At 57.6% G+C, this 25,684-nt stretch carries 25 protein-coding genes and 2 tRNA genes; 13 read left to right on the top strand and 14 right to left on the bottom strand.

Annotated features, from left to right (window positions below):
- Positions 1-82 precede the first annotated feature (82 nt).
- The gene (gene cydC / locus ACTG27_RS10200) at positions 83-1,813 is read right to left on the bottom strand and encodes a heme ABC transporter ATP-binding protein/permease CydC (RefSeq protein ID WP_439979620.1); all 1,731 of its coding nucleotides are present in this window, start codon (positions 1,811-1,813) and stop codon (positions 83-85) included.
- The gene (gene cydD / locus ACTG27_RS10195; RefSeq protein ID WP_439979619.1) at positions 1,806-3,575 is read right to left on the bottom strand and encodes a heme ABC transporter permease/ATP-binding protein CydD; all 1,770 of its coding nucleotides are present in this window, start codon (positions 3,573-3,575) and stop codon (positions 1,806-1,808) included. Before cydD ends, cydC begins: the two co-directional genes overlap by 8 nt.
- Positions 3,576-3,776: 201 nt before the next feature.
- On the opposite strand from cydD, the gene ACTG27_RS10190 reads away from it, so the two are divergent.
- Positions 3,777-3,850: transfer RNA gene (locus ACTG27_RS10190), tRNA-Gly, on the top strand.
- A 15-nt stretch (positions 3,851-3,865) separates the two neighbouring features.
- Positions 3,866-3,940, top strand: a tRNA-Gly gene (locus tag ACTG27_RS10185).
- 160 nt (positions 3,941-4,100) lie between these two features.
- Here the strand turns inward: ACTG27_RS10185 and arcA are convergent.
- Complete coding sequence (gene arcA, locus ACTG27_RS10180; RefSeq protein WP_005338193.1) at positions 4,101-4,820, bottom strand: two-component system response regulator ArcA; 720 nt, start codon at positions 4,818-4,820, stop codon at positions 4,101-4,103.
- Positions 4,821-5,216: 396 nt separating this feature from the next.
- On the opposite strand from arcA, the gene ACTG27_RS10175 reads away from it, so the two are divergent.
- A complete protein-coding gene (locus ACTG27_RS10175) occupies positions 5,217-5,624 on the top strand; it encodes a DUF3293 domain-containing protein (protein ID WP_439979618.1) in 408 nt (135 codons plus the stop codon).
- 42 nt (positions 5,625-5,666) lie between these two features.
- Complete coding sequence (locus ACTG27_RS10170) at positions 5,667-6,146, top strand: putative 4-hydroxy-4-methyl-2-oxoglutarate aldolase (RefSeq protein ID WP_118854119.1); 480 nt, start codon at positions 5,667-5,669, stop codon at positions 6,144-6,146.
- A 3-nt stretch (positions 6,147-6,149) separates the two neighbouring features.
- Here ACTG27_RS10170 and ACTG27_RS10165 read toward each other — a convergent pair whose 3' ends face one another.
- On the bottom strand, positions 6,150-6,629 hold the full coding sequence (locus ACTG27_RS10165) for a hypothetical protein (protein WP_005338186.1): 480 nt from the start codon (positions 6,627-6,629) through the stop codon (positions 6,150-6,152).
- Positions 6,630-6,786: 157 nt separating this feature from the next.
- Here ACTG27_RS10165 and ACTG27_RS10160 point away from each other — a divergent pair, with 157 nt between their 5' ends.
- The 7 genes from ACTG27_RS10160 (at position 6,787) to ACTG27_RS10130 (ending at position 13,217) form a co-directional block, all read left to right on the top strand.
- Positions 6,787-7,185 carry an META domain-containing protein gene (locus tag ACTG27_RS10160; RefSeq protein ID WP_005359119.1) on the top strand — a complete coding sequence of 133 codons (399 nt, stop codon included), beginning with the start codon at positions 6,787-6,789 and terminating at the stop codon, positions 7,183-7,185.
- Positions 7,186-7,442: 257 nt separating this feature from the next.
- Positions 7,443-7,811, top strand: a complete 369-nt coding sequence (locus ACTG27_RS10155; protein WP_005338181.1) for an ArsR/SmtB family transcription factor — start codon at positions 7,443-7,445, stop codon at positions 7,809-7,811.
- 4 nt (positions 7,812-7,815) lie between these two features.
- The gene (arsD, locus tag ACTG27_RS10150) at positions 7,816-8,184 is read left to right on the top strand and encodes an arsenite efflux transporter metallochaperone ArsD (protein WP_005347398.1); all 369 of its coding nucleotides are present in this window, start codon (positions 7,816-7,818) and stop codon (positions 8,182-8,184) included.
- 27 nt (positions 8,185-8,211) lie between these two features.
- Positions 8,212-9,975 (top strand): arsenical pump-driving ATPase, encoded by a 1,764-nt coding sequence (gene arsA / locus ACTG27_RS10145; protein ID WP_439979617.1) that lies wholly within the window; start codon positions 8,212-8,214, stop codon positions 9,973-9,975.
- A gap of 109 nt (positions 9,976-10,084) precedes the next feature.
- Positions 10,085-11,149: an ACR3 family arsenite efflux transporter gene (arsB, locus tag ACTG27_RS10140; RefSeq protein WP_439974265.1), complete on the top strand. Its 1,065-nt coding sequence runs from the start codon at positions 10,085-10,087 to the stop codon at positions 11,147-11,149.
- 76 nt (positions 11,150-11,225) lie between these two features.
- Positions 11,226-11,651: a glutaredoxin-dependent arsenate reductase gene (arsC, locus tag ACTG27_RS10135; RefSeq protein WP_181269001.1), complete on the top strand. Its 426-nt coding sequence runs from the start codon at positions 11,226-11,228 to the stop codon at positions 11,649-11,651.
- 357 nt (positions 11,652-12,008) lie between these two features.
- The gene (locus tag ACTG27_RS10130; RefSeq protein ID WP_213386836.1) at positions 12,009-13,217 is read left to right on the top strand and encodes a NupC/NupG family nucleoside CNT transporter; all 1,209 of its coding nucleotides are present in this window, start codon (positions 12,009-12,011) and stop codon (positions 13,215-13,217) included.
- 77 nt (positions 13,218-13,294) lie between these two features.
- On the opposite strand, the gene ACTG27_RS10125 is transcribed toward ACTG27_RS10130, so the two are convergent.
- Positions 13,295-15,394 carry a hypothetical protein gene (locus tag ACTG27_RS10125; protein WP_439979616.1) on the bottom strand — a complete coding sequence of 700 codons (2,100 nt, stop codon included), beginning with the start codon at positions 15,392-15,394 and terminating at the stop codon, positions 13,295-13,297.
- A gap of 443 nt (positions 15,395-15,837) precedes the next feature.
- Here ACTG27_RS10125 and ACTG27_RS10120 point away from each other — a divergent pair, with 443 nt between their 5' ends.
- The gene (locus tag ACTG27_RS10120) at positions 15,838-15,987 is read left to right on the top strand and encodes a hypothetical protein (protein WP_005338159.1); all 150 of its coding nucleotides are present in this window, start codon (positions 15,838-15,840) and stop codon (positions 15,985-15,987) included.
- Between the two features lie 182 nt (positions 15,988-16,169).
- Here ACTG27_RS10120 and ACTG27_RS10115 read toward each other — a convergent pair whose 3' ends face one another.
- Positions 16,170-16,946, bottom strand: coding sequence for a BPL-N domain-containing protein (locus ACTG27_RS10115; protein WP_439979615.1), 777 nt, complete (start codon positions 16,944-16,946; stop codon positions 16,170-16,172).
- 344 nt (positions 16,947-17,290) lie between these two features.
- Here ACTG27_RS10115 and ACTG27_RS10110 point away from each other — a divergent pair, with 344 nt between their 5' ends.
- Positions 17,291-17,833, top strand: a complete 543-nt coding sequence (locus ACTG27_RS10110; RefSeq protein WP_167570274.1) for a metal-dependent hydrolase — start codon at positions 17,291-17,293, stop codon at positions 17,831-17,833.
- A gap of 540 nt (positions 17,834-18,373) precedes the next feature.
- Here ACTG27_RS10110 and ACTG27_RS10105 read toward each other — a convergent pair.
- From ACTG27_RS10105 to trpD, 8 genes are all read right to left on the bottom strand, one after another.
- Entirely contained in the window at positions 18,374-18,991 is a 618-nt protein-coding gene (locus ACTG27_RS10105; RefSeq protein WP_167570273.1) for a hypothetical protein, read from the bottom strand.
- Positions 18,991-19,266: a hypothetical protein gene (locus tag ACTG27_RS10100; protein ID WP_439979614.1), complete on the bottom strand. Its 276-nt coding sequence runs from the start codon at positions 19,264-19,266 to the stop codon at positions 18,991-18,993. The genes ACTG27_RS10105 and ACTG27_RS10100 overlap by 1 nt, the downstream gene beginning before the upstream one ends.
- A gap of 17 nt (positions 19,267-19,283) precedes the next feature.
- Complete coding sequence (locus ACTG27_RS10095; RefSeq protein ID WP_439979613.1) at positions 19,284-19,907, bottom strand: hypothetical protein; 624 nt, start codon at positions 19,905-19,907, stop codon at positions 19,284-19,286.
- Between the two features lie 93 nt (positions 19,908-20,000).
- Positions 20,001-20,447, bottom strand: coding sequence for a hypothetical protein (locus tag ACTG27_RS10090; RefSeq protein WP_167570271.1), 447 nt, complete (start codon positions 20,445-20,447; stop codon positions 20,001-20,003).
- Positions 20,448-21,101: 654 nt separating this feature from the next.
- The gene (trpA, locus tag ACTG27_RS10085; protein WP_005347360.1) at positions 21,102-21,908 is read right to left on the bottom strand and encodes a tryptophan synthase subunit alpha; all 807 of its coding nucleotides are present in this window, start codon (positions 21,906-21,908) and stop codon (positions 21,102-21,104) included.
- A complete protein-coding gene (gene trpB, locus ACTG27_RS10080; RefSeq protein WP_019445646.1) occupies positions 21,905-23,098 on the bottom strand; it encodes a tryptophan synthase subunit beta in 1,194 nt (397 codons plus the stop codon). Before trpB ends, trpA begins: the two co-directional genes overlap by 4 nt.
- Positions 23,099-23,145: 47 nt before the next feature.
- Positions 23,146-24,642, bottom strand: coding sequence for a bifunctional indole-3-glycerol-phosphate synthase TrpC/phosphoribosylanthranilate isomerase TrpF (gene trpCF, locus ACTG27_RS10075; RefSeq protein ID WP_439980511.1), 1,497 nt, complete (start codon positions 24,640-24,642; stop codon positions 23,146-23,148).
- Positions 24,642-25,670, bottom strand: coding sequence for an anthranilate phosphoribosyltransferase (gene trpD / locus ACTG27_RS10070; RefSeq protein ID WP_439979612.1), 1,029 nt, complete (start codon positions 25,668-25,670; stop codon positions 24,642-24,644). The genes trpCF and trpD overlap by 1 nt, the downstream gene beginning before the upstream one ends.
- Positions 25,671-25,684 lie beyond the last annotated feature (14 nt).

The raw sequence follows: 25,684 nt of genomic DNA, 5'->3' as shown, positions 1-25,684 counted from the left end.
GGCCAGCCGCCTGCGGCGACCAGCCCCGTTTTGCGCCCGGTTGTCGGGGTGTGACCCCCATCAGGCTGATATCAGCCTGATATCAAACAGGAGCCAGTCGCTGATAGAGGCTGCGGTAGTAATCATCCCCCAGCAGCTCGTTGTGCGGGGCGCAGAGGCGGATCTGTCCCTCTTCCATCAGGGCAATCCGGTCCATCTGCTCCATCCCCAGCAGGCGGTGGGAGATAAGCAGCAAGGTGCGATCAGCCCCGAGCCGGAACAGCAGATCCATGATCTCCCGCTCGGTCTGGCTATCGAGCCCTTCGGTCGGTTCGTCCAGCAGCCAGAGCGTCGCATCGTGCAGCAGGGCGCGGGCAATGCCGATACGGCGACGCTCGCCACCGGAGAGGGGGCGGCCGCCGTCACCGAGCCAGGCGTCGAGGCCCGCCTCATCTTCCAGCAGATTGGCCAGTCCGACCTGAGTCAGTACCGCAATCAGCTGCTCGTCAGTGGCGGTCGGGGCGGCCAGTTTGAGGTTGCCCCTCAGGGTATCGGCAAACAGATGCACCCGCTGGCTCACCACTGAGATGGAGGCGCGCAGCGCCCCTTCGCTGTAGTCGGTGAGCGGCTTGCCACCCAGCAGGATCTTGCCAGCCTGCGGGCTCCACTCCCGGGTCAGCAGCCCCATCAGGGTCGATTTGCCGCAGCCGGTCTGACCCAGCAGCGCCAGCTTCTCACCGGCGTGCAGCTGCAGGGTGCAGCCACGCAGCACAGGTTGGGGGTTGCCGGGGTAGCCAAAATAGAGGTCATTGATCTGAAGCGCGCCAGCGGTAGCGTGGGTCTGCTCGTCGCCCCACACGGGGGCTTTGGCCTCTTGCAGGATCTCGTTCAGGCGGCGTGCCGAGGTGAGGCTGGTGGAGAGGTGCTGGAAAGCCCCCGCCAGCGGCATCAGTGCCTCGAAGCTTGCCAGGGTGGCAAAGACCATCAGTGCGGTAATGGGGTCGGGCGCAGCACCCGCCACCCCATGACCGGCCAGCCAGAGCATCAGGGTCAGGGTCCAGCCGCTTAGCAGTTGCACCGAGAAGTTGGCCAGCCCGCTCACCTTGGCCATCCGGGCCTGCGCGACGAGCAGCGCCTGTTCGGCCTGTTGCAGCTCAACCAGCGCCTTGGGGGCGGCGGCAAACATCTGCAGCTCGGCCTGACCATCCAGATAGTCCACCATCCGGGTGCGCAGGGTCGATTTTTCGGCAATCAGCGCCTGACCGGGGCGACGGCCGAGGAAATAGAACACCAGCGGCAGGGCAATCATGCCAAACAGCAGAATGGCTCCCAGGGTAAGGGCGAGGCGACTGTCGAAAAACGACAGGAAGAAGACCAGTCCGGCAGTGCTGAGCAGGGCCGCGCCTATGGGGGTGATCAGCCGCAGATAGACGTGGTCCATCGCATCGATGTCTGCCACCAGTCGGTTGAGCAGATCCGCCTGACGGAAACCGGCCAGGGTACCGGTGGAGAGCGGCGAGAGTTTCTGCCAGAACCAGACCCGCAACCGGGTCAGTACCCGGAAGGTGGCGTCGTGACTCACGACCCGCTCACCCCAACGACCGGCAGTGCGGACGATGGAGAAGAAGCGCACCCCGCCTGCAGGGGTCATGTAGTTAAAGGCATGGGTAGTCGCAATGGTCATCCCTGCCACGGCGGCGGCGGAGAGGAACCAGCCGGAGAGGGAGAGCAGCCCCATGCCGGCGGCCAGGGTCACCAGCGCCAGCAGCAAACCAATGGTGAGGCTGAGCCAGTGTTGGCGATAGAGACGCAGAAACGGCAACAGATCACTCATCGAGAGAACCTCCGGAACGTTGGGAGAGCAGGCGGGCAAAAAGCCCCTGCCCAGAACTAAGTTGCTGGAAGCTGCCTTGCTCCACCAGCTGGCCGCGGGCCAGCACCATTATCTTGTCCATCTTGGTGAGTTGGTCGAGGCGGTGGGTGATCATCAGCAGGGTCTGGCCAGCCATCACTTGCTCAATGGTGGTCATGATGGCGCGTTCGGAGTGGCGATCCAGACTGGCGGTCGGTTCGTCTAGCACCATCAGCTGGGTTGATTTGAGCAGGGTTCGCGCCAGGGCGAGGCGCTGAGCCTGACCGACCGAGAGGCCGCCTGCCTGATCGCCGACCGGATAGTCGAGCCCCTTCTCCATGGAAAATTCCCACGCCTGCGCCCGTTTCAGGGCATCTTCCAGTTCTGCATCGCTGGCCGTTGGCTTGGCCAGCAGCAGGTTGTCACGCAAGGAGGCGTGGAACAGCTGCGGGTTTTGCGAGAGCCAGCCCAGTTGCAGGCGCCACTGGCTCATGTCGAGGGTGGCAAGCTCCTGCCCGTTTACCTTGAGCTCACCGCGATAGGGGGCAAAGCCGAGCAGGGCGTTGACCAGCGAGCTCTTGCCGGCGCCGCTGACGCCGATGAGGGCGGTGCGCGAACCGGCTTCCAGGGTGAAATCGATAGGGCCGACCAGCACCTTGCCTTCGGCGCTCAGCACTTCAAGCCCTTTGGCTTCGACCTTGACCGGGCTGTCGGCATGGAACGGCGCCGTGCCAGCAGCCGGTTCGCTCACCTCGGCTTCGAGGAATTCAAGCAGCTGCTCGGCAGCGCCGATAGCCTGCGCTTTGGCGTGGTAGTGGGCACCCAGTTCCCGCAGCGGGGCGTAGAACTCTGGGGCGAGAAACAGCACGAACAGGCCGGTAAAGAGGGTGACCTTGACCCCATAGCTACCAAAGTTCAGATGGTCGATATAAGAGAAGCCGAAGTAGACGGCGACCAGCGCCACTGAAATGGCGGCGAAGAACTCCAGCACGGCGGTGCTCAAAAATGCCAGGCGCAGCACTTCCATGGTGCGCTCGCGAAAATCTTCTGAGGCGTCGCGAATGGCGTCACCTTCTGCCTGGGTACGCATAAAGAGTTGCAGGGTACGCAGCCCCTTCAGGCGATCGAGGAAGTGGCCGGAGAGACGGGCCAGCGCCTGGAAGTTGCGGCGGTTGGCATCGGCGGCGCCCACACCTACCAAGATCATAAAGATAGGGATGAGGGGGGCAGTGCCCAGCAGGATCAGACCTGCCGCCCAGTTGACCGGGAACACGGCCACCAGAATGACCACCGGAATAAAGACGGCGATGGCCATCTGCGGCAGATAGCGGGAGAAGAAATCCTGCATGTTTTCAATCTGTTCCAGCAGCAGACTGGCCCAGCTACCGGCCGGACGGCGCTGGATATAGGCAGGGCCGAGACGGCTAAGGCGAGTGAGCACCAGCTGGCGGATGGTCTGGCGCACCGCGCTGCCCGCCTTGAAACTGGCCACTTCGCGGCCATAGGCCAGCGCCGCTTTGCCAAGCGTCACCAGCAGCAGGGTAATAAAGAACGTGATGGATTGCTCAGGCGTTGAGCCTTCGATGATAAAGCCGTGCAACAGGGTCGCCAGCAGCCAGGCTTGCGCCACCATCAGAATGCCCTGGCCAAGGCCAAAAGCGATGGATATCGTGATCCAGCGGCGACCGTGACTCGATTGCTTGCGCAACCAGCCATAGAGACGTTTTTGCGTTTTTTTATCCATTACCACCATCCTCGCGTCGAGTGGCGCAAGACTATCCTTGCCGTTTGGCCTTGGCAACCTTGTAAATTATCTGTGTTGAAAATGTTTGATTGAAAAAGCAACCGTCTGTTCAATCCTTGTCCGAACAGATTGATTTATTGAAAAAAGTGGCAAAGGCGCCATTGCGCTCGGCGGCAAAATGCATATAGTAGGAGCCCTGACGCGGGTGTAGTTCAATGGTAGAACGGTAGCTTCCCAAGCTGCATACGTGGGTTCGATTCCCATCACCCGCTCCAAATTTCAGATGCCAGGCGGGCATCGTATAATGGCTATTACCTCAGCCTTCCAAGCTGATGATGCGGGTTCGATTCCCGCTGCCCGCTCCAGCTTCAAAACAAAAAGCCCACTCCTGCGAGTGGGCTTTTTGTTTTTCATCTGTCTTGTGAACCGTTCGACGTCACGCCACGGTTTCTCAGCTTTAAGGCAAACCGCAGAGACAGAAAAGGCGCCCGAGGCGCCTTTTCAGATCAACAGTGTAGCGGGAGCTTATTCCTGCTCCAGCTCACCACAGAAACGATAGCCTTCGCCGTGGATGGTGGCGATGATCTCCGGAGTATCGTTGACGCTTTCGAAGTGCTTGCGAATGCGACGGATGGTCACATCGACGGTACGGTCGTGGGGTTTGAGCTCACGGCCGGTCATCTTCTTCAGCAGCTCGGCACGGGTCTGGATCTGGCCCGGGTTTTCGCAGAAGTGCAGCATGGCGCGGAACTCGGAGCGCGGCAGCTTGAACATGTCGCCAGTCGGGCTGACCAGTGCGCGGCTGTTGATATCCAGCGCCCAGCCGTTGAAGAGGTAGCGCTCAACCAGCTTCTTCTCTTCGCCACCGGCAGCCACGTTCATGGTGCGGCTCAGCAGGTTGCGGGCACGGATAGTCAGCTCGCGCGGGTTGAACGGCTTGGTGATGTAATCATCGGCGCCGATCTCCAGACCCAGGATCTTGTCCACTTCGTTGTCACGACCGGTCAGGAACATCAGAGCGATGTTGTCGTTCTCACGCAGCTCACGGGCCAGCAGCAGGCCGTTCTTGCCCGGCAGGTTGATGTCCATGATCACCAGATTGATGGTGTGGGAAGTGAGGGCCTGGTGCATTTCGTCGCCGTTGTTGGCTTCGAGCACGATGTAGCCTTCGGCTTCAAAAATGCTTTTCAGGGTATTGCGTGTGACCAGCTCGTCTTCGACGATCAGAATGTGTGGTGTTTGCATGAGTATTCCCAGATTCTTATCAGTTAATTATCTTAAATTTAACACTCTTTGGCGTTTCAAACCGATTTCCTGACTGATCCTGAAAATTTATTACGTCATCCTGGGTATGAGAGTCAGGTCGGAATATCGCGAATTAGGCATCAGTACCGGCAAGTATCCCTGTGCCACTTATAGGTTCCCGACAAGTCTGGTCGAGCAGAGCCTGGAAAGGTCGTCCATTACGAAAGTGGCCGCATTTTATCAGTTAACAGGAGCATAACAACACCCTTTGCCGTCAGATAGCAACTTTTTAACTCTGATTTGATATAGGTCAAACCCTGGTACAGCAGCATCATACTTGGCCTGAACCGGGTTTTCGCCCCTACAAAATGTAATGGAATGTAACATGTGATTGACATGAATTTGTGGGAAAACTACAAGAAAATCTGCTTTATCGCGCCATTTGAGCCACCAGATTGGTCTGCTTTTGCCATCATCACAGCCTGGAATCCGGCCAGCCAGTGGGTCACAGAACGAAGCAATATACGGCGGGAACGGGCGCTGTGGCGCCATCTGACCGTGGATTTGCAGGTGCCAGTGGTGGGGCCGTTTTGGGGATCTGACCCGGACGAACGCTGGCAGGAGTCATCGCTGGCGGTGGCGCTATCTCTGCCACAAGCCCGTCAGCTGGCTGCCCGTTTTGGCCAGAATGCTCTCTACTGGGTGGAGGATGGCCAGCTCTGGCTGGTGCCAGTATTGACGGATAAATCAGCAGTTTATCTGGGCAATATTGAATCCTTCTGGATTGCCAGAAACCTTGCCTGATGAAAGAATGAACACCTTCATGTATCTGAAAGGAATCAAATCATGCTGGATCTCCTGCCCGACCTCTGCGATCAACATGGCGACTTGCTGCAAGTGGCCGACCCGGTGTTTCAGGATTTTGGCGGCAAGGCCCTCTTTTATGGTCGCGCCGTAACGCTCTCCTGTTATGAAGACAACAGTCTGGTGCGGGATCTGGTGACCCGCCCCGGTCACGGCAAGGTGATGGTGATCGACGGTGGCGGCTCGCTGCGCCGTGCGCTGCTTGGCGATCAACTGGCGGTCAAGGCGGTGGAGCAGGGGTGGGAGGGGATCCTGATCCACGGCGCGGCGCGGGATGTGGGCACCCTGGCGACATTGGCGCTCGGGGTCAAGGCGCTGGCGGCCTGTCCGGTCAAGACCGAGAAGCGGGGATTGGGAGAGCTGGGGGCTGTGGTCAGCTTTGCCGGGGTGACCATCCACGAAGGGGATTATGTCTATGCGGATCGCAACGGCGTGGTGGTGAGCGCCACGCCGCTGTTGTGATCATCAGAAGTTGAAGCCGACGCCCAGACTCAGTGCCTGATCGGCAGTGATGGCGCTGACGCCGTAGTTGGCGGTGAGGGAGAGTCTGGGGGTCAGCAGCAGGCTGGAGTTGAGCTCCAGCAGAGTGCTGGCCTTGTTGAGATCAAGATGCTTGATCTGGCTGCCGATATTGAATGCCGGAGAGAGCTGGTAGCGTATCCCCGAACTCATATTGAAACCGGATGTGCGATTCTGATCCGCTACCGCCGGGCCCGCTTCCATAAAGAGGGTCACATCATCCACCACCGGATATTGATAGCCGCTATTGACCAGCCAGAGATCAAAACTGTCGCTGTGATGGCTATGGCCATTGAGCAACACACCCGAGTAACTTTTGACATAGAGAGACGGGTTGGATTGCGGCTGAACCACTGCCCAGTCGGCGGCCTGAACAGCCATGCTGGCGCAGGTTGCAAGCAGTGTGATGATGAGCGATTTGACCATTCGTTTCCCCTCCCTGGGTCCGGAACTGAGCCTAAGCATGGCACATGCCAGCTGGTAGTAAAGTGAAGGGAGATCACAATAAAATCCTTTGGCATGGGCGTCAGCCATGTTAAACAGGCTGCCGTATTGATGGCTCTAATCATTAAGAGGTGAATCCATGAACAAGAAACTGACTCTGCTGGCCGCGCTGGCACTGGGAGGCTGCGCAATGGCAACAGGTTCCAGCATGGCTCAACTGCAAGCATCCAGCTGGCAGCTGCAAGGCGCCACCGGCGATACCTTCACCCTGCAAGTGGTCGACGGCAAGGTGGCGGGCAAGGGCGGCTGCAACCGCTATTTTGGCGGTATCACCAAGCAGGGTGACGGTGTCTTGACGCTGGGCGCCATGGGCTCCACTCGCATGATGTGCATCGGCGACGCCATGAACAAAGAGACCGAGTTCCTGCAAAAGCTGGAGAAGGTGGCAACCTACTCCATCAACGGCAACCAGCTGACTCTGAGCGATGCCAACAAGGCGGCCCTGCTCACCTTTAACGCGGTGCCTGCTGCCAAATAAGGCACGCGTTTGTCTGATTGCCTTGACAGCGCTGACTGTGCTGGCGGGTCAAACGCTCTGATACGCCCTCCCTCTGGAGGGCGTCTGTTTATCTGCGATGAACCCTGTGTGGCCGTCCGCACCGGTTGTTCACTCGTCGATTCCCCTTTCTGCCCGGTTTGATGCCAGAATCTCGTATCTTTGCTTCGGTACGCATCTTGATCATTTCAATAATTCTTGTATAGTTGAAATGAAAGGTCACACCAAGGGGAGTGAAGATGAACAAAGAGATGGCCACCAAGGTCTTTGAATCGCTGGCATCCGGCATCCGGCTCGATGTATGGCGGCTGCTGGTGAAGGCCGGGCTGGAGGGGCGGGTCGCCGGTGAACTGGCCAGCGAGCTCGATATTGCCCCCAATACCCTCTCGTTTCACCTCAAGGCGATGCTCAACACCGGTCTGCTGTCGGTGGAGCAGGAGGGGCGCTTTCTTCGCTACCGCGCCAATATTCCCCTGATGCTGGATGTGATCGCCTACCTTACCGAGGAGTGCTGCGCCGGTCATCCCGAGGCGTGCGGCGTGATGCGTGCCGAGTCAGCCTGCTCCCCCCATGTTCTGCCTGCGCAGCCCTGCTGCAACAAGGAGTAATGCCATGTCCTCCATTCAGATTTTTGATCCCGCCCTCTGCTGCTCCAGCGGTGTCTGCGGTACCGAGGTTGATCAGGCACTGGTCACCTTCGCTGCCGACCTTGCCTGGGCCAAGGAGCAGGGGGTGGCCATCGAGCGTTTCAATCTGGCCCAGCAGCCGATGCAGTTTGCCGAGACTCCTGCCGTCAGCGCTTTTCTGACCCACGCCGGGGAGGAGGGGTTGCCGCTGGTGCTGGTGGAGGGACAGGTGGTGTTGACCGGCCGTTATCCGAGCCGCAGCGAGCTGGCCCGTTATGCCGGGCTGCCTGCGCCGCAAGCGGCCATCAAGGGGATCGTCAAAGGCGGCTGCTGCTCTGGCAGCGGTTGCTGCTGAGTCGTGACGCACCATTCGGGAGAGGCTATGTACCATTTTCTGACCAATCCACCGCCGTTTCTCTTTTTCACCGGCAAGGGCGGGGTGGGCAAGACCTCGCTGGCTTGCGCCAGTGCGGTGGCTCTCTGTGATATTGGCAAGCGGGTGCTGCTGGTGAGCACAGATCCTGCCTCCAACGTGGGGCAGGTGTTTGCCACCGAGATCGGCAATCGCGTCACCACCATCGCCGCTGTGCCCGGTTTGTCGGCGCTGGAGATAGATCCCCCCGCGGCGGCCAAAGCTTATCGGGAGCGGATCGTCGGGCCGGTGCGCGGCAAGTTGCCCGAGAGCGTGGTACGCAGCATCGAGGAGCAGCTCTCCGGCGCCTGCACCACCGAGATCGCGGCTTTTGACGAATTCACCGCGTTGCTGACCGACCAAACGCTGCTGGCCGAGTATGACCACATCGTCTTTGATACGGCCCCAACCGGCCACACCATCCGGCTGCTGCAACTGCCGGGCGCCTGGAGCGAATTTCTGGAGCAAGGCAAGGGGGATGCCTCCTGCCTTGGCCCGTTGGCGGGGCTGGAGAAGCAGCGCAGCCAGTATGGCGAGGCGGTCGCCGCCCTGGCAGATGCCGCTCTCACCCGGTTGGTGCTGGTGGCGCGGGCCCAGCAATCCACTCTGCGGGAAGTGGCTCGCACCCATGAGGAGCTGGCGGCCATCGGCCTAGCAAACCAGCAGTTGGTGATTAATGGCCTCTTCCCCGAAGGCGCCATTGCCGGAGATCCGCTGGCAATGGCGCTCTGGCAGCGCGAGCAACAGGCTCTCGCCCAGATGCCGCAGGGGATCAAGGAGCTGGCGCAGGATCATATCCCGCTGCTGGCCACCAATCTGGTGGGGGTCGACAGTTTGCGCCAGCTGCTGCAATCAGAGGGAAGCGCCGCCCAATCTCCGGCAGTACAGTCCACTGTCAAGCCAGCCCAGCCCGAGTTGAGTTCGTTGGTGGACGAGCTGGCCGCCGATGGTCACGGCCTCATCATGCTGATGGGCAAGGGCGGGGTGGGCAAAACCACTCTGGCTGCCGCCGTGGCGGTGGAGCTGGCGAGCCGCGGTTTGCCGGTGCACCTTACCACCTCGGATCCCGCCGCGCACCTGAACGAGACGCTGGCAGGGAGTTTGCCCCATCTGGAGGTGAGCCGCATTGACCCCCACGCCGAGACCGAGCGTTACCGCGCCCAGGTGCTGGCCACCAAGGGGGCGGCCCTGGATGAGCAGGGGCGGGCACTGCTGGAGGAGGACTTGCGCTCCCCCTGTACCGAGGAGATCGCCGTGTTTCAGGCCTTCTCGCGCATCATTCGCGAGGCGGGCAAGCGATTCGTGGTGATGGATACTGCCCCTACCGGCCACACCCTGCTGCTGCTCGACGCCACTGGCGCCTACCACAGGGAGATCGCTCGCCAGATGGGAAATAAGGGGCTGCACTTCACCACCCCCATGATGCAGTTGCAGGACCCCAAGCAGACCAAGGTGCTGATTGTGACGCTGCCCGAGCCGACGCCAGTGCAGGAGGCGGCCAATCTGCAATCCGATCTGCGCCGGGCCGGTATCGAGCCCTGGGGCTGGCTCATCAACCACAGCTTGCAGCAAGCCGCGGTCAGCTCACCGCTGCTGCAACTGCGGGCCGAGCGCCAGTTGCCCCATATCGAAGCGGTCGAGCAGCAACATGCCAGCCGCTACGCCGTGGTGCCGCTGCTCGCCGAGGAGCCGGTGGGGCCCGATGCCCTGCGCCGTCTCTGCCAGCACCATTGAGTCGCCGCCCCGGCCTGCTGCCGGGGCGGCTTGAATATGCCGTTACTTGTTATAAACCCGTGTTTTGAACCAATAGAAGATGCGAAATTGCGTCGCATCGGGAGCTGTGATGTCTGCAACATGTGATGCCAAGGCCGTGCCTGCTATCGGCTTTTTTGAACGTTATCTGACCGCCTGGGTCGCCCTCTGCATTCTGGTGGGGATTGGGCTCGGGCAGGGGGTGCCGGATCTCTTCAAGGCGATCGGTGCCATGGAGGTGGCCAAGGTCAACCTGCCGGTGGGGCTGCTGATCTGGGTGATGATCATCCCCATGCTGCTCAAGATCGATTTTGGCGCCCTGCATCAGGTGAAGGGGCACATGAAGGGCATTGGGGTCACCCTCTTTATCAACTGGCTGGTCAAGCCCTTCTCCATGGCCTTCCTCGGTTGGCTCTTTATCCGCGTGCTGTTTGCCGACTGGCTGCCGGCTGATCAGCTCGACAGTTACGTAGCGGGCCTGATCCTGCTGGCGGCGGCCCCCTGCACCGCCATGGTGTTTGTCTGGAGTCGCCTCACCAACGGTGATCCCTACTTCACCCTGTCGCAGGTGGCGGTGAACGACCTCATCATGGTGTTTGCTTTCGCCCCGCTGGTGGCGCTGCTGCTCGGGGTCTCCAGCATCATAGTGCCGTGGGATACCCTGCTCACCTCTGTGGTGCTCTATATCGTCATCCCGGTCATCATCGCCCAGCTGCTGCGCAAGGCTTTGCTGAAAAAGGGAGAGGCCCATTTTGACGGCGTCATGACCCGCATCCAGCCCTGGTCGGTGGCGGCCCTGCTGCTCACTCTGGTGCTGCTGTTTGCCTTTCAGGGCAACGCCATCATCGAGCAGCCGCTGGTTATCGCCCTGTTGGCGGTGCCCATTCTGATCCAGGTGCTGTTCAACTCCGGGCTGGCTTACTGGCTCAACCGCAAGGTGGGGGAGAAGCACTCGGTCGCCTGTCCTTCCGCCCTGATCGGAGCCTCCAACTTCTTCGAGCTGGCGGTGGCCGCCGCCATCAGCCTGTTCGGCTTTCACTCCGGCGCGGCGCTCGCCACCGTGGTCGGGGTACTGATCGAGGTGCCGGTCATGCTGCTGGTGGTGCGGGTGGTTAACGCCAGCAAACCCTGGTACGAAGCGGGGCTGAGCCGTTAACTGATGGCCGCTAACAGCTGGCCGCGAACTAGATGCTATCCATTTTCTATTCACTTGATTAATGAGAGACACGCAAATGAGTGCAATCACCATCTATCACAACCCGGAATGTGGTACCTCCCGCAACACTCTGGAGCTGATCCGCAACAGCGGCGTCGAGCCCACCGTGATCCACTATCTGGAGACGCCCCCCTCCCGCGACCAGCTGGTGGCGCTGATCGCCGCTATGGCCATGCCGGTGCGCGATCTGCTGCGCAAGAACGTGCCCCCCTACGAGGCGCTCGGGCTGGCGGAAGATCGTTTCAACGATGATGAGCTTATCGATGCCATGCTGGCCCACCCCATCCTCATCAACCGTCCCATTGTCGTCACGCCGCTTGGCACCAAGTTGTGCCGTCCGTCGGAAGTGGTGCTCGATATATTGCCCGATCAGCAAAAAGGGGCCTTCGCCAAGGAAGATGGCGAGCAGGTGGTGGATGCGAGCGGCAAGCGCCTCAAGTAATCATCTGAGTACTCAAGTACGGATTGAAACAGGGCCAGCTTCACGCTGGCCCTGTTTCGTTGTGTGAACAAGTTGAAAAAGTTACTCCGGCCAATCGTTTTACCGCTTTTTCTGTGACGATGATCACTGTACATCGCCGCCCGACCTGCCACCCGGCCGCATCTCCCCCTGCGACGGCGCTGGCGTCACCCGATACATGCTGTCACCCGGAACGTGAATGACCCCAGGATGGGACCCGCCACTAACCTGTAGGTTTGTGGTCTGCGTGTCGCGTGGGTCGGCACCTCTCCCGCCGGATCGCCCGCGACGCCTGTCTGCAGACTTGCCATATGAAACTCCTCTCTTCATAGGTGCAAGATGACACTGTTATTGAGTCTGGTCGGTATGCTGGCCCTGATGTTTATCGCCTGGCTGGCGAGTGAAAACCGCCGAGCCATCCGCTGGCGAACCGTGCTGGGTGCGCTCGCCCTGCAAACCGGTTTTGCTGCCCTGGTGCTCTATTTCCCCCCCGGACAAATCATGCTCGGTGCCATGAGCAATGGCGTCTCCGCCCTGCTCGGCTTTGCCGACAGCGGCATCCGTTTCGTGTTTGGCGATCTGGCCAGCAACGGCTTTATCTTCGCCGTGCGGGTGCTGCCGCTGGTGATCTTTATCAGCGCGTTGATCGCCGTGCTCTACCACTTCGGCATCATGCAGTGGGTGATCCGGGTGCTGGGCGGCGCCATTCACCGCCTGCTCGGCACCAGCCGCGCCGAATCCCTGGTGGCCACTGGCAATATCTTCCTGTCGCAAGGGGAGTCGCCGCTGCTTATTCGCCCCTTCCTCGCCGGTATGACCCGCTCCGAACTCTTTGCGGTGATGACCTGCGGCATGGCCTCGGTGGCGGGCTCGGTGCTGGGCGGTTACGCAGGTCTGGGTGTGGATCTGAAATACCTCATCGCCGCCTCCTTTATGGCGGCGCCGGGTGGCCTGCTGATGGCCAAACTGCTGGTGCCGGAGCAGCAGCAGGTGAGAGATCAGACCGAGATCACCCTCGACAAGAGCGACTACAGCAACGCCATCGACGCACTGGCGGGCGGCGCCATGGGCGGTATGAAGATCGCCGTGGCCATCGGCACCATCCTGCTGGCCTTTGTCAGCGTCATCACCATGATCAACGCCGGTCTCACCACTGTCGGCGAGTGGTTCGGCTGGGCCGATCTCTCCCTGCAGCAGCTGCTGGGCTATCTGTTTGCTCCGGTGGCTTGGCTGATTGGCGTGCCCGCCAGCGAGATGATGGCGGCAGGCTCCCTGATCGGTCAGAAGGTGATCATGAACGAGTTCGTCGCCTATCTGGACTTTGCCAATATCAAGGCAGATCTGAGTGCCCACACCCAGATCATCATCACCTTCGCGCTGTGTGGTTTTGCCAATCTGGGCTCCATTGCGGTGCAGCTTGGCTCCATCGGCACCATGGCGCCGGAGCGCCGCCACGATGTGGCCAATATGGGCTTCAAGGCGGTGTTGGCGGCGACCCTCGCCAACCTGATGAGCGCAACCCTGGCCGGGATCTTTGTCTCGCTCTGATGAGATAAAACCAGGCTGCGCCAGTAAAAAAAGCGCCCGCCCCATGTGGGGCTGGCGCTTTGCTTATGGGCAGGGTGCTAGCGAGCATTCGGTTCCCCCAGCCGTGGATTGAGGGAGAGAATGCGGGTCTTGCTGACCCGGTGGCGATAGATCTCCCGCAGATAGAGCAGCGCCTTTTTCACAGATTCGCGGCTGAGGCGAATATCGTTGATGGAGACGAACTTCTCTTTCTCGCGGATAAGCTCCCTATATTTCTTCTCATACATGGGCTTGATGGCGTACCAGTTGGTATCGAGGATCTTGGCCGGGTTCTCGAACTCGTTGAGCATGCTGTCGAGCAGCGCATCGTTCCACTCTTCATTGCAGATCATCTCGATCACCGCCTTGTCCAGATGCTCATCGAAGCGATAGTGATCCTTGGCAAAGCAGCGCTTGATAAAGGCCACGATCAGGGTCAGGAAGTCATCGCTCAGGCAGGGGCTCTTGACGATCAGGGTGGTGAGGGAGATGTTGGCCGACGCCCCGATGACCAGCGCATAGCGCTTGAGGGTGGTATTGGGGAAGAGCCCGTTGAGGTGAGACTTGAGCCGGTTGAGATCCATATAGGAGAGTTTGTACTCCTTGGGCAGGGAGATGATCGACACCACAGAGGAGCAGTTCTTGAAGAAGTGCAGCTCGTTGAGGTGGGCCGGGTCATGGCCGCTTTTCACATAGTCGTCCAGATACTCCCGATAGTTGCCCGCCTCGATGGGCAGCAGACTGATCCCCTCGATGGCCTGGGTCATCTTGTTGAAGTGGGGCAGCTCGATGGAACGGGTGAAGAGATCGTCCACATTGAGCCCGTCCTCCTTGTCAAACAGGCCGCCGGGGGGCGAGATGGACTCGGCATACGCCACCGCCACCGGCCCCGCCAGACTCATAAAGAGGTCGTTGGCATCGAGTCGAATGGTCTCGCTGATATCGATGCCCGCCCGGCGAAAGTAGTTCTCGTCGTAGTCGGTGGTGACGGCCTGAGCGGTAAGAATGTTGAAGATCTGTTGGGAGATGTACTGGTTGGCGTACTTCTCCATGGTGTTGACATCAACATGCTGGATCTCGCCATCGTCGCTCTCTTCGGCGTAGCGCATGATGTCGTTGGAGATCAGCATCATGGCATTCCAGGGCCTGATCCGCTTGAGCATGCTGGCATCGCACGCCTGCTCGTTGTCGAAGTGATAGGAGAAGTCCCACTCTTCGGCCAGATACTTGCACAGCAGGCGCCCCGCGTTGATGTGCAGCGCTTCCGAGATCTCGATACCCCGATCACAGATATTGGGCAGGATGCAGATACCGCTGGTGAAGATGGGATCGAACATGAAGTGCTCCCCGAGGGAGAGGTGCTCCTCCTCTTCTGACGGGGGCGAAAAAGTCTTGCTCATGTAGGAGTACTGTTGGGCCAGTCCGAACTCGGAGGCCATGCCGGAGCCGGTGCCGCCCCCGGCACTGAAGATGTAGAAATAGAGGCGGGACTGGTTGGCCTTGATGCCGCAGGAGTCCACCAGATAGGTATGAATGGCCTGCCACTCGGAGTTGGCGAAGTAGTGGGGACTCTTGTTGAGGATGATCTTGGCCAGATACTGGCCAAGGATAGGGGCGTTACCTGCGCCCCCCGCATGGATCTCCGACAAGTCCATCACCCGCATCTTGGCGTAGTCACGCAAGGAGCCACCTTCGCCGCTGCGATTGGAGTGGCGGATGCGGCCATCAATGTCCTTGTCCAGATCCCCCAGCATCACCATGGGCTCGATCAGAAAGACCGGTCGAGCCCCGTTGCTTGGCAGCCGAAGATTGCGCCGGATCCAGCTTACCGGACCAAACTCCTTCTCCCGCTTGCGTTGCTCTTCACTATTGAACTCATTGAGATAAAAGCTGCGGGCGTTGTAGACCAGCGAGGCCACATCCTGCGCGATGTTGGAGCCGCAGCGCCCCAGCCCCACCAGACAGACGGAGGGAAAGTTGTGGGGCACGGTGGCGCCCGTTTCGCTCTCTCCGATGGCGGCCGGAAACACCGCGTGGCGCAGCTGCTCCAGATTGGCGAGAATGCGGGCCAGATCCCCTTCGGTGTAGTAGAGGTAACGGTTGCCTGCGTCCTGCTCATCATCCGTGTTGATAGGTAGCAGATCGATATGCTCGGTCATGAAAAAAGATCCCTCTTGGCGGCGAATGTATATAAATCAGCAGCTTTGCACTGCCCGCTAACTCTAGATGATAAAAAGCGGGGGCGCGGTGAGAGGAGGGCGAGAGTTGTGACTGTGTGATCATGGGCACAGCAACACCCCGAAAATCTGCCGTTACCCCTCACTGGGTGGATTGGGTGACGGCGCCTCATTCCCCTGAAAAGAGGGGCGACCACACTCAACAACGTGTTGGCCGCGTGCCGGATCATCCCGCTCTGAGCGGCCTGTTTCCCTCGCGCTGGCGTGGTGGAATAAACACGAAAAAGAATTTTTAGATAGGTTTTCCTATTTCCAATCGATTATTTGATTGGGCAGTAACGGCATTAGCGGTGTCAGATTAGGGGAGCAGGTTGGCCAACGCGCCGTCAGCCAGTCTTTACGCGGTCACACAAGGAGACACTCTGATGGAAACACTTGACCAGAAAATCGACACCATGCGAGAAGCATTTATGCAGCAGGAGCGCAAACAGGCCCACGACAAGTGGCAAGCCAGGGTCGAGGAGCTGCTACAGATACGGGGTGAGGAGAGACAACCGGAGGAGCAGGAAGAGTAGTGCTCGCTCCCGGGCGAAGGTTGAGGTAGCGAACGCTTCGTATCGGCTACCCGTTATCTACCACCGATAAAAAAACCACCGACCTTTTGCAGGTCGGTGGTTTTTTTATGGATTGCGGCTGATTGGACGGCCTGGCTTCCGGGCCGAGCAATGGGGTCACATCCAGGGGCGTAGGGACGCGCCTACTTCGAATGGGTGACGGGCTCTTCGGAGAGCAACTCGTTAACGAGTCCTGCTGCTAGATGAATATTCGACTCCATCTTGTCGCCATCCACCGCGTTCGCTTTCCACGATTCAGGGGCTTCGGGGTGTGGCCCGGAAACGGCCACCTTGCCTTTGCCGTATGAGCTGATCAGCGCGGCAATATGATGGTTTTGAAAATGGGCGATAACCTTGACCTGCTCTGGGCTTGGCACCGGCGTAAACTGCGGGCCAGCCTGGTAATACATCTGGCGCTCTTCACCAAGCCAGCTGATCGGGAAGATCCTGGCGCTAAAGTCGCCGTCATAATCATCGGATGTCGCAGGGACAAGGCCCAGCGCCGGCACAAAGCCCTCTTCTTCAGACCAGCCGCTGGATGCCACAAAGGCACCCCCACAGATCCCGAGGTATCGGCCACCGCTTAGCAAATAGGTTTTTAATGCCGAACGCGCGTCCGCGGTGAAGGCGTTGAGGAGCGGCTCAACATCGTCCTCAGTGCCGCCAACGATAAACACTCTGGCATTATCGAGCTCTGCAGGCAGCGCCCCGATATTGGAAAGATACCTGACCGGCAAGCCCACCTGCTTGACCACATCCGCAATCGCTCTGGTGCTATCCCCATCAGAAACAGGCCCGTTATAGATCAGCGCGTACGGCTCTTGCTGCAGCTGCGCAGAGGCGGCCTCTGCCATGCCCCCTGTCATTAACCAGAGGCTGATAACGCTCGCAATCTGCATGACGCTTTTTGATACATTCATCGCTGCCACTATCCCTGTGATGTGAATCGAAGAGACTACTTATCACGATCCCGCTCTGTATGTCAGCCGCAGTTAAATGAACATTTCAAGTTAACGTGCCAAGGCTGATTGGCGCTGCGTTTATCTAACTGCGAGCCAATACAGAGGAAACAAAGGAAAGAAGCTCAGCCCCGGCTTTGGGGACGCGCGCAACAGCCGTTTTCATCACTTCCTGAGTGACGCCTCTTATGGCTGATGGATAAGGATTCGAGGGAGGAATCAAGCAACATAAGAGGGTGCACTTCACCTTCACTTCACCGAGCGGGGATAAGGTAGGCCAACGTTTTCAGTTGGAGCTTCACCCTATGCCCACCATCATCACCCACGCCGCCGTCCCTCTCTGCCTTGGACTAGGGCTTGGCAGCCGGATTATCCCGCCCCGCCTGCTGTTGGCCGGTGTCGCCATCGCTATGCTGCCCGATGCCGATGTGCTCGCCTTTAAACTGGGGGTCGCCTACGGCCATGTCTTTGGCCACCGCGGCTTTACTCACTCACTGCTGTTCGCCCTTGCCCTGCCCACACTGGCCATGCTGTTTCACCGCCAATTTCGGGCCCGTGTCGCCACCGTCTGGTCGTTTCTGCTGGTCTCTCTGCTCTCTCACAGCCTGCTCGATTCCCTCACCTCCGGCGGCAAGGGGGTTGGCTGGCTCTGGCCGTGGCGGGATGAGCGCTTCTTTGCCCCCTGGCAGGTGATCCGGGTTGCCCCCTTCAAGCTGGAGGCCTATCTCACCGCCCGGGGTGAAGCGGTGATCCTCTCCGAACTCTACTGGGTCTGGCTGCCGGGAGGTCTATTGATGCTGGTATTGATGGGATGGCGGGTGTGGGGCAGGGGCCCTAGGGGATGCTGAGACTGGTGGCCAAGTGATGAAGATAGTCATAACTGTGCCACTGTATGGCACAGAGAGCGAGCAGGGCTGAGGCCACCAAGGCACCCTGATCCCGGTGTCGGAGTAATATCCACAGGGTATGTAGTATGCAGAGACCCAGACTCACCAGATATATGAGGGCTAACGCCACTTCAATCAAATCCGATATACCGTAGGGATCATTCGGATTGTGATAAAGCAGGTCATAGCCAAAGGCGCGAAATCCGAGTCTTAACAGAAACAGGGAAAAGCAGATGATGGCCAGTCGTTTTGTTTTTCGGCTGATTTCTATCATGCAACTTCTCAAATCTTCCAACGTTTACTTATGGGGAGAGAAGCCTAAGCCTCCATTGTTGGCATCCCAATCTCACAATTCTAGCCATACAACATTTTGCTCAGATAGGCGGGGGGCTGAAATCTTTGGCTGTGTAGGTATTTGGTCAAAAACATGAATATCAAGATTCCTCCTTAAACTATAAATCGACCAAAAAACTTGTGTGAAAATTAGATTTAAAATATATCTTATATTTCACTTATGATTTTTTGTAGGTCATCAATATGAACCAGGGACCTTTGATAATAATAACTTTGTTTTCCATCTAGTTCCCCTATTACTAGAGGGGTATGAGAGTTTTTATCTACAGTATGGCATATTGTAACCGTAGTATTTTTGCTCATAGAAATAGACTGGTGAAAAATTCCTGCCTCAATTTTATATTTCTCACCCGAGCTTATCTCTTGGGTTTTTTCTATCTTCAAATCATGGACTTCGTCCAGCTTGGTTAGAATTGAACCTGTGGAGTTATAAGTGACAGAATATAGCTGGTGAGTTTTTGACGAGGCTGAATTTTTGTACTCTATATTCTGGATTGTCCCACTAAGAACCCAACTGGTTAAATCAAACTTATGATCGTGTACTAACCAAGTGGGTTTCTGTGCTTTGTCAAAGCTCTTTGACCATAAATGAATGCGAACTTTTTCACTGCCTTCATCAAGTAAAGTTGCCATTACGAACCCTAGAGGGTGCCATGAGAACTTTATATTTTTCTTGATGGCAAGCTCGCAAATCTCCTTGGCTTCAATTTCTCTATTATTACAGGCTGAAATGAGTGTAGATATGTTCTTTAAATATTCATTCATTAGCTATATGGTTCCTTGGGGTTGGTTATATAGTTTAGTATGTTCTCTAAACTGAGCAACTCTATTTCTTTGTCTTTTAATATTCCTGCATCGATGATTATTTTTATCAAATCATCAAGTGGTGTGTGTTTATTTATATTAACTGGTTTGTCAAAGATAACTTTTTTTGATTGTCTTTCGATAAGGCGAGTTTCATCCTTGTAAGAGTTATAGAAATAAGTTCCAGAGTCGGCTCTTAGGCCTGCAGCTTCTTTGTCCTCTTTTGTGACTATCACATAAGAATCTGAAATATCTACCTAAATGCAGAGAAATTTGACGTTAGATGAATTTCAATAGTAAGTAGTGGCTCTTTACTCTTAAATTGCAATGCTGTTAAAATAGTGGCAATAATTTCCTCTTGAACCTTTTCTTTAGTCCAAGGCCCTCTCGTATCCGCAGATTTTAAACTACGCCTATAGTTTGCATACTCTTCACATGTATCCATCTCTGCGGGGTCTAACAGAATTATTCGTATATCTCGACCTATTCCTTCATGTCTTGCAGATTGAGCTAATGATGGAAGAGTAACAGCTCTTGTATAACGTCCACATGCACCTTTGTTTATCCATGTTTTTGTTTCGGTCGCTGCTTTTTTAAATAGTGGATTAATTTCTTTTGGCTCAATGACCTCCATTACAGACTTTTTAACTATCTCAGGTGTAAGCCAAAAAATGAAAGCACCAATAAATACAGTAATAATTAAAGATGTAGAAAGGGTATCTAGAATAGTTACGTAAAATTGAATTAGATTAACCTTTTCTGTTGGTTCAAAAAAAGGAATGGCAATGAACCTAGTTAAGAATGACAATGCCAAAATTAAGGCTACAACTAGAAAAAATGATCGCCTGTAATGTTTTTTACTTAAAATGACGTCCATTATCTCTCCAATAAATTAACGATTAAAATTACAGTTTTAAAAATACTATCTGAGCCGCTCAGTGAACGAAGTAAGTAATAGTTAAATGTTTTATTATATGCTGCATACAATAGGAGATATTTTTGGCCAAGCGATGAATAGGCTGTACAAGATTGTGATTACAATTATAGTTATATGTAGATTTTTATGAAGGTTTGGGCGCTTGTATAAATCATTATCACTATTTATTTTTTCTATTTTTGAAATTGTTTTATTCGCTTCGGGAAGATGCTCATTTAGGATTGCGTGAGCTCGAGCCTGGTGATGTTTTATCCAAAAACGTGATTTCGCTATGAATTGTATGGCTGTGATATTAATAATTACGAGCAATGCAATTAGTAGAAAAAAAGATACTGGATTGGATTGCAAACTTGTTTCTGTTGCAAATGCCAATGCCGTAGTGGTAATCGCGATAACTAGGTTGCTAAATGCTAATCTTTGATTCTCGTGCTGAGCAATTCTTTCATATTGTAATTTATATATTTCAACGAAATCTGGCACTGAAGTTTCCTTTATATGAAGAAAGGTGATTAGATGGATGGTGGAATTAGTAAGATAACAAATCCTTTCCTATTAAATATCATTCTCCTAATGAATGCCGAAAAAATTAAATCATGACCTTACTCGTATACTTCATCTATCGCTCTCTAAAAATTTAATTCACTAAGACTTTGAACAACAAATATGGAGTCGGCTTTATTCAGCAATGCTTATCGATGTCGTTTTGAACAGGGCAGGCTACCGCCCCTGAGTGACAGCCCCCAGTTCGCTGCTGTTAACCTGCGAGATAGCAACAATCGCTTTCATGGCGTTCTTCCGAGAGGTTGATTGTCATTCGGGTATCTTAAGGGGGAGGGGGGGCTTTGAGAAGCATGTTTTGGTGGAATCTGTGTTGGATCAATACATTAGTCATTAAGGCGTGGGCTGATTGAGCATCTTGCTTCGCAGAGTATGTACAATCCCCCTCACCCCCAGCCCTCTCCCGGGGGGAGAGGGGGCAAGACGCCCAGAGCTGCAAGCGGGTGCGAGCGAGATAAAAAGAAAGGGAGCCGGTCAGACTCCCTTTGATATGGTGATGCAACGATGGCTGCTATGCGTAATGTGGATACGCAGCCGGATCACTCACGGCTAATGGCATTTGACCCATGCCGTCCCTTATCGATTGGTCGCGGCCTTCATCCCTTCCACAAACTCTTTCAGACGAGTGAGCATATGCTCCGGATTCTGGTGGTGGGTCTCGATGATCTTCACCACTGCGGAGCCGGAGATGGCACCAGCGGCGCCCGCGGCGATGGCTTCACGCACCTGAGCCGGTTCGCTGATGCCAAAGCCGAGCAGGGCGGGGGGGGCGTTGAACTCGCGCAGGGTATTGATGAGACCTTCCACCGGCATGCCGGCCTTGGTCTCGGCACCGGTGACGCCGGCGCGGCTCACCAGATAGGTGTAACCATTGCCGAGCTCCGCCACCTGCTGCAGGGTCTCGGCGTCGCCATTGGGCGGGGCGATAAAGATGCTGTCGATACCAAACTTGTCGGCGGCCGCCTTGTAGGGGGCGCACATCTGTACCGGCACGTCGGCGACCAGCACCGAATCCACGCCCGCCTGCTGGCACTTCTCGTAGAAGCCGTCGATTTTGCGCACATAGACCAGGTTGGCGTAGACCAGCAGGCCAATGGGCAACTGCGGGTACTTGGCGCGGATGCGGCCAAGCAGCTCGAAGCAGTCATCCGGGGTGGTGTGGCTGGCAAACGCCCGCAGGGCGGCGCCCTGAATGGTGGGGCCATCCGCCACCGGATCGGAGAAGGGAATGCCGAGCTCGAGGGCATCGGCGCCCCCTGCGACCAGCGCATCGACGATGGCCAAGGAGAGTTCAGGAGTGGGGTCACCCAGCATCACGAACGGCACAAAGGCGCCCTGATTGGCCGCGTCCAGACGGGAGAAGAGTTGTGCGTAACGGTTCATGACAAGGTTCCTTCTTTCTCGAAAATGTCAGCGACGGTGAAGATATCTTTGTCGCCACGGCCGGAGAGGTTGACGATGAGCACCTGCTCTTTTTCCGGTTCACTGCGGGCCATCTTGAGGGCGTGAGCCAGCGCGTGGGAGGACTCCAGCGCCGGTATGATGCCTTCGGATTTGGCCAGCTCCTGGAAGGCGTCCAGCGCCTCCTTGTCGGTCACCGAGGGGTACTCGGCGCGGCCGATGGCGGCCAGATGGGCGTGCTGCGGGCCGACGGAGGGGAAGTCGAGCCCTGCCGAGACGGAGTAGGACTCCTGAATTTGGCCCTGATTGTCCTGCATCAGGTAGGAGTGCATGCCAAAGAAGACCCCCTTGCTGCCGTGACCGAGCGGCGCGCCGTGCTCGCCACTCTCGATGCCGTGACCGCCCGGCTCGACCCCGATAAGGCGCACTGAAGGCTCATCGATAAAGTCGGCAAACATGCCGATGGCATTCGACCCGCCGCCGACACAGGCGATCACTGCATCGGGCAGCCGCTCCTCCTTCTCGAAGCACTGGGCCTTGGCCTCTTCGCCGATCATCTTCTGGAACTCCCGCACGATAGTGGGGAAGGGGTGCGGGCCGGCGGCGGTGCCGAGCAGGTAGTGGGCCGACTCGTAGTTGGCGGCCCAGTCACGCAGCGCCTCGTTGCAGGCATCTTTCAGGGTGGACGAGCCTGAGTGCACCGGAATGACGGTGGCGCCCATCAGCTTCATGCGAAATACGTTCGGTTTCTGGCGCTCGCAATCCTTGGCGCCCATATAGACCCGGCACTTGAGGCCGAGCAGGGCGCAGGCCAGTGCAGTCGCCACGCCGTGCTGACCGGCGCCGGTCTCGGCGATGATCTCGTTCTTGCCCATCCGCTTGGCGAGCAGCGCCTGCCCCAGCACCTGGTTGGTCTTGTGGGCGCCGCCGTGCAGCAGATCTTCACGCTTCAGATAGAGGCGGGTCTTGGTGCCCTTGGTCAGATTGCGGGTCAGGGTGAGCGGGGTCGGGCGGCCGGCATACTCGGTCAGCAGGGTCTGAAACTCGGCGATAAAGGCCGGGTCATCCTTGGCATCGACGAAGGCTTTCTCCAGCTGGAGCAGGGCGGGGATAAGGATTTGGGGTACATACATACCGCCAAATTCACCGAAAAACGGGTTGAGCAGGGTCATGGCTTCTTCCTTGTATTAGCTAAATCGAAATATCAAAAAGGGTTGCGTTACAGGTTGCGCAGTGCGCCGAAGGCGGCTGCAATCTTGTGCGCATCCTTCTGGCCCGGGGCACTCTCCACCCCGGAGTTGAAATCAAGGCCGAGGCAGCCCACTTGTGCCGCTTGCAGGGCGTTGTCGGGATTAAGGCCGCCCGCCAGCATCAACTTGGCTTTATCGAGATTTACCAACAGGGCCCAGTCGAACGCCTGACCGGTGCCACCGCTCTGGCTGCCGACTTTTGTATCCAGCAGCAGGCGATCGGCCGGGTAGTCGAGGGCGGGCAGCGGCTCGCCGCTTGTGATGCCAATTGCTTTCCAGATCTGGCAGCCAGCGGGCAGCAGCGGCCGCAGTTCCTCGATATAGGCGGCATCTTCATCCCCATGCAGTTGCACGGCGGCGAGCCCCAGCGCATCCACCGTCTTGGCGATGGTGGCGGGCTGGGCGTTGCGAAATACCCCGACATAGGCGAGCGGCGCGCCCGCCATCACGGCGCGGGCGGCGGGGATGTCCACATAGCGCGGACTCTTTGCCACAAAGATAAGACCCCCGAACACCGCACCCGCCTGATGGGCGGCGGCGGCATCCTCGGCGCGGGTCAGGCCGCACACCTTGTTCTGGCCCAGTACCAGCTTGCGCACAGCCGCTTCCAGATCCGGCTCGGCCATCAATGACGAGCCCACCAGAAAGCCTTTGGCGTGGTGGCGCAGATCCGCTACCTGAGCGCGGTGGTTGATGCCGGACTCGCTGATCACCACCCGATCGCTCGGAATATCTTTGGCCAGCTGTTTGGTGCGGTTGAGATCGACGCTCAAGTCGCGCAGATCCCGGTTATTGATGCCAATCACCGGCGCGCCCAGCGCGATGACGCGGGTCAGCTCCTCCTCGTTGCTCACCTCGGTGAGCACGCCCAGACCCAGCTCTTTGGCGACCGCGAACAGGGCGCGATAGCCCTCGTCGGTGAGCACCGAGAGCATCAGCAGGATGGCATCCGCCTGATAGTGGCGGGCCAGATAGACCTGATAGGGGTCAATCATGAAATCCTTGCAGAGCACCGGCTGCGATACGCGGCTGCGCACCCGCGGCAAAAAGGCGAAATCCCCCTGAAAGAACTTCTCGTCGGTCAGCACCGAGATGGCGGTGGCGTATTTGCCATAGATGTCGGCGATCGCCTCCGGGCTGAAATCGTCGCGGATCAACCCCTTGGAGGGGGAGGCCTTCTTGCACTCCAGAATAAAGCGGGTGGAGCCCGCCTTGAGCGCGCCAACGAAATCCCGATCGCTTGGGGTCAGCGCGCTCTGGAAGCTCTCCAGCGGCTGGGTCAGTTTGCGGGCGGCGACCCACTCCTGCTTGGCCGCCACGATCTTGCCGAGAATGGTCTGGCTGATGGAGGCCATGTTCAGAAATGCATGGGGGGCAATAAGGTCTGACATCTCGTTATCCTTGCGAAACTGGCTCTTGCCCTGTGGGCGTTCTGAATGACTGTTGTGCAATGTGGTGGCTGACATCATGCCTCCTGATGGCCCGCTTCCTGATGGCTCAAAGTGGCGAGCCGAGCAGCCAGATCCGCTGCCTTGCCGCTCGCCAGCACCGCCAGCACCTCGGCCGCCGCGCTCTTGAGATCGGTCGCCTTGCCCGCCATCAGCAGCAGCGGCGCCACATTGGCGGCAATGGCGGCGTTGTGAGCCGGAGTGCCAAGCCCTTCCAGAATAGCGGCTGTGATGGCGCGGTTCTCTTCAGGCTCCCCACCCTGAATGGCGCTGACCGGATAGGTCTCAAGGCCAAAGTCAGCCGGGGTGAGCAGAAACTCGCGGATCTCGCCGTCACGGATCTGGGCCACCTGGGTCGGGCCGTGAATGGCAATCTCGTCGAGCCCGGCGCCGTGAACCACCATACCGGTTTTCAGCCCCAGTGCCAGCAGGGTTTCTGCGATGGGGCGCACCAGCTCGGGGGCATAGACTCCCATCAGCTGATAGGTGGGGCGAGCGGGGTTGATAAGCGGCCCCAGCACGTTGAACAGGGTGCGGGTCTTGAGGGCCTGACGCACCGGCATGGCGTGGCGCACCCCGGCGTGGTACTGGGGGGCGAACAGGAAGCAGATGCCGAGCTCGTCCAGGCAGTGGCGCGCCTGCGCCGGGCTCATGTCGAGCTTGATGCCCATTTTGTCGAGCAGATCGCTCGAACCCGACTTGCTCGAGACCGAGCGGTTGCCGTGCTTGGCCACTTTCAGGCCGCAGGCGGCGGCGACCAGTGCCGAAGTGGTGGAGACGTTGATGGTGTTGAGGCCATCGCCACCGGTGCCGACGATGTCGCAGAAGGCATAGTCCGGACGCGGGAAGTCGCGCGCTTCTGCCAGCAGCGCCTCGGCGGCGCCGGCGATCTCCTCCGGGGTCTCTCCCTTGATCTTGAGGGCAGTCAGCAGGCTTGCGAGCACGATGGGATCCACTTCGCCACGTACCACCTGACCGAAGGCGTCGCGGGTACTTTCACGGCTCAGAGACTGACCCTGATAGAGGGTGTTGAGATGTTGATGCATGTTGGTCTCCTTAC

The organism is Aeromonas sp. 97A (genome assembly GCF_051919185.1).
Classification (GTDB): domain Bacteria; phylum Pseudomonadota; class Gammaproteobacteria; order Enterobacterales; family Aeromonadaceae; genus Aeromonas; species Aeromonas veronii.
This window is presented reverse-complemented; position numbering and strand designations above follow the sequence as displayed.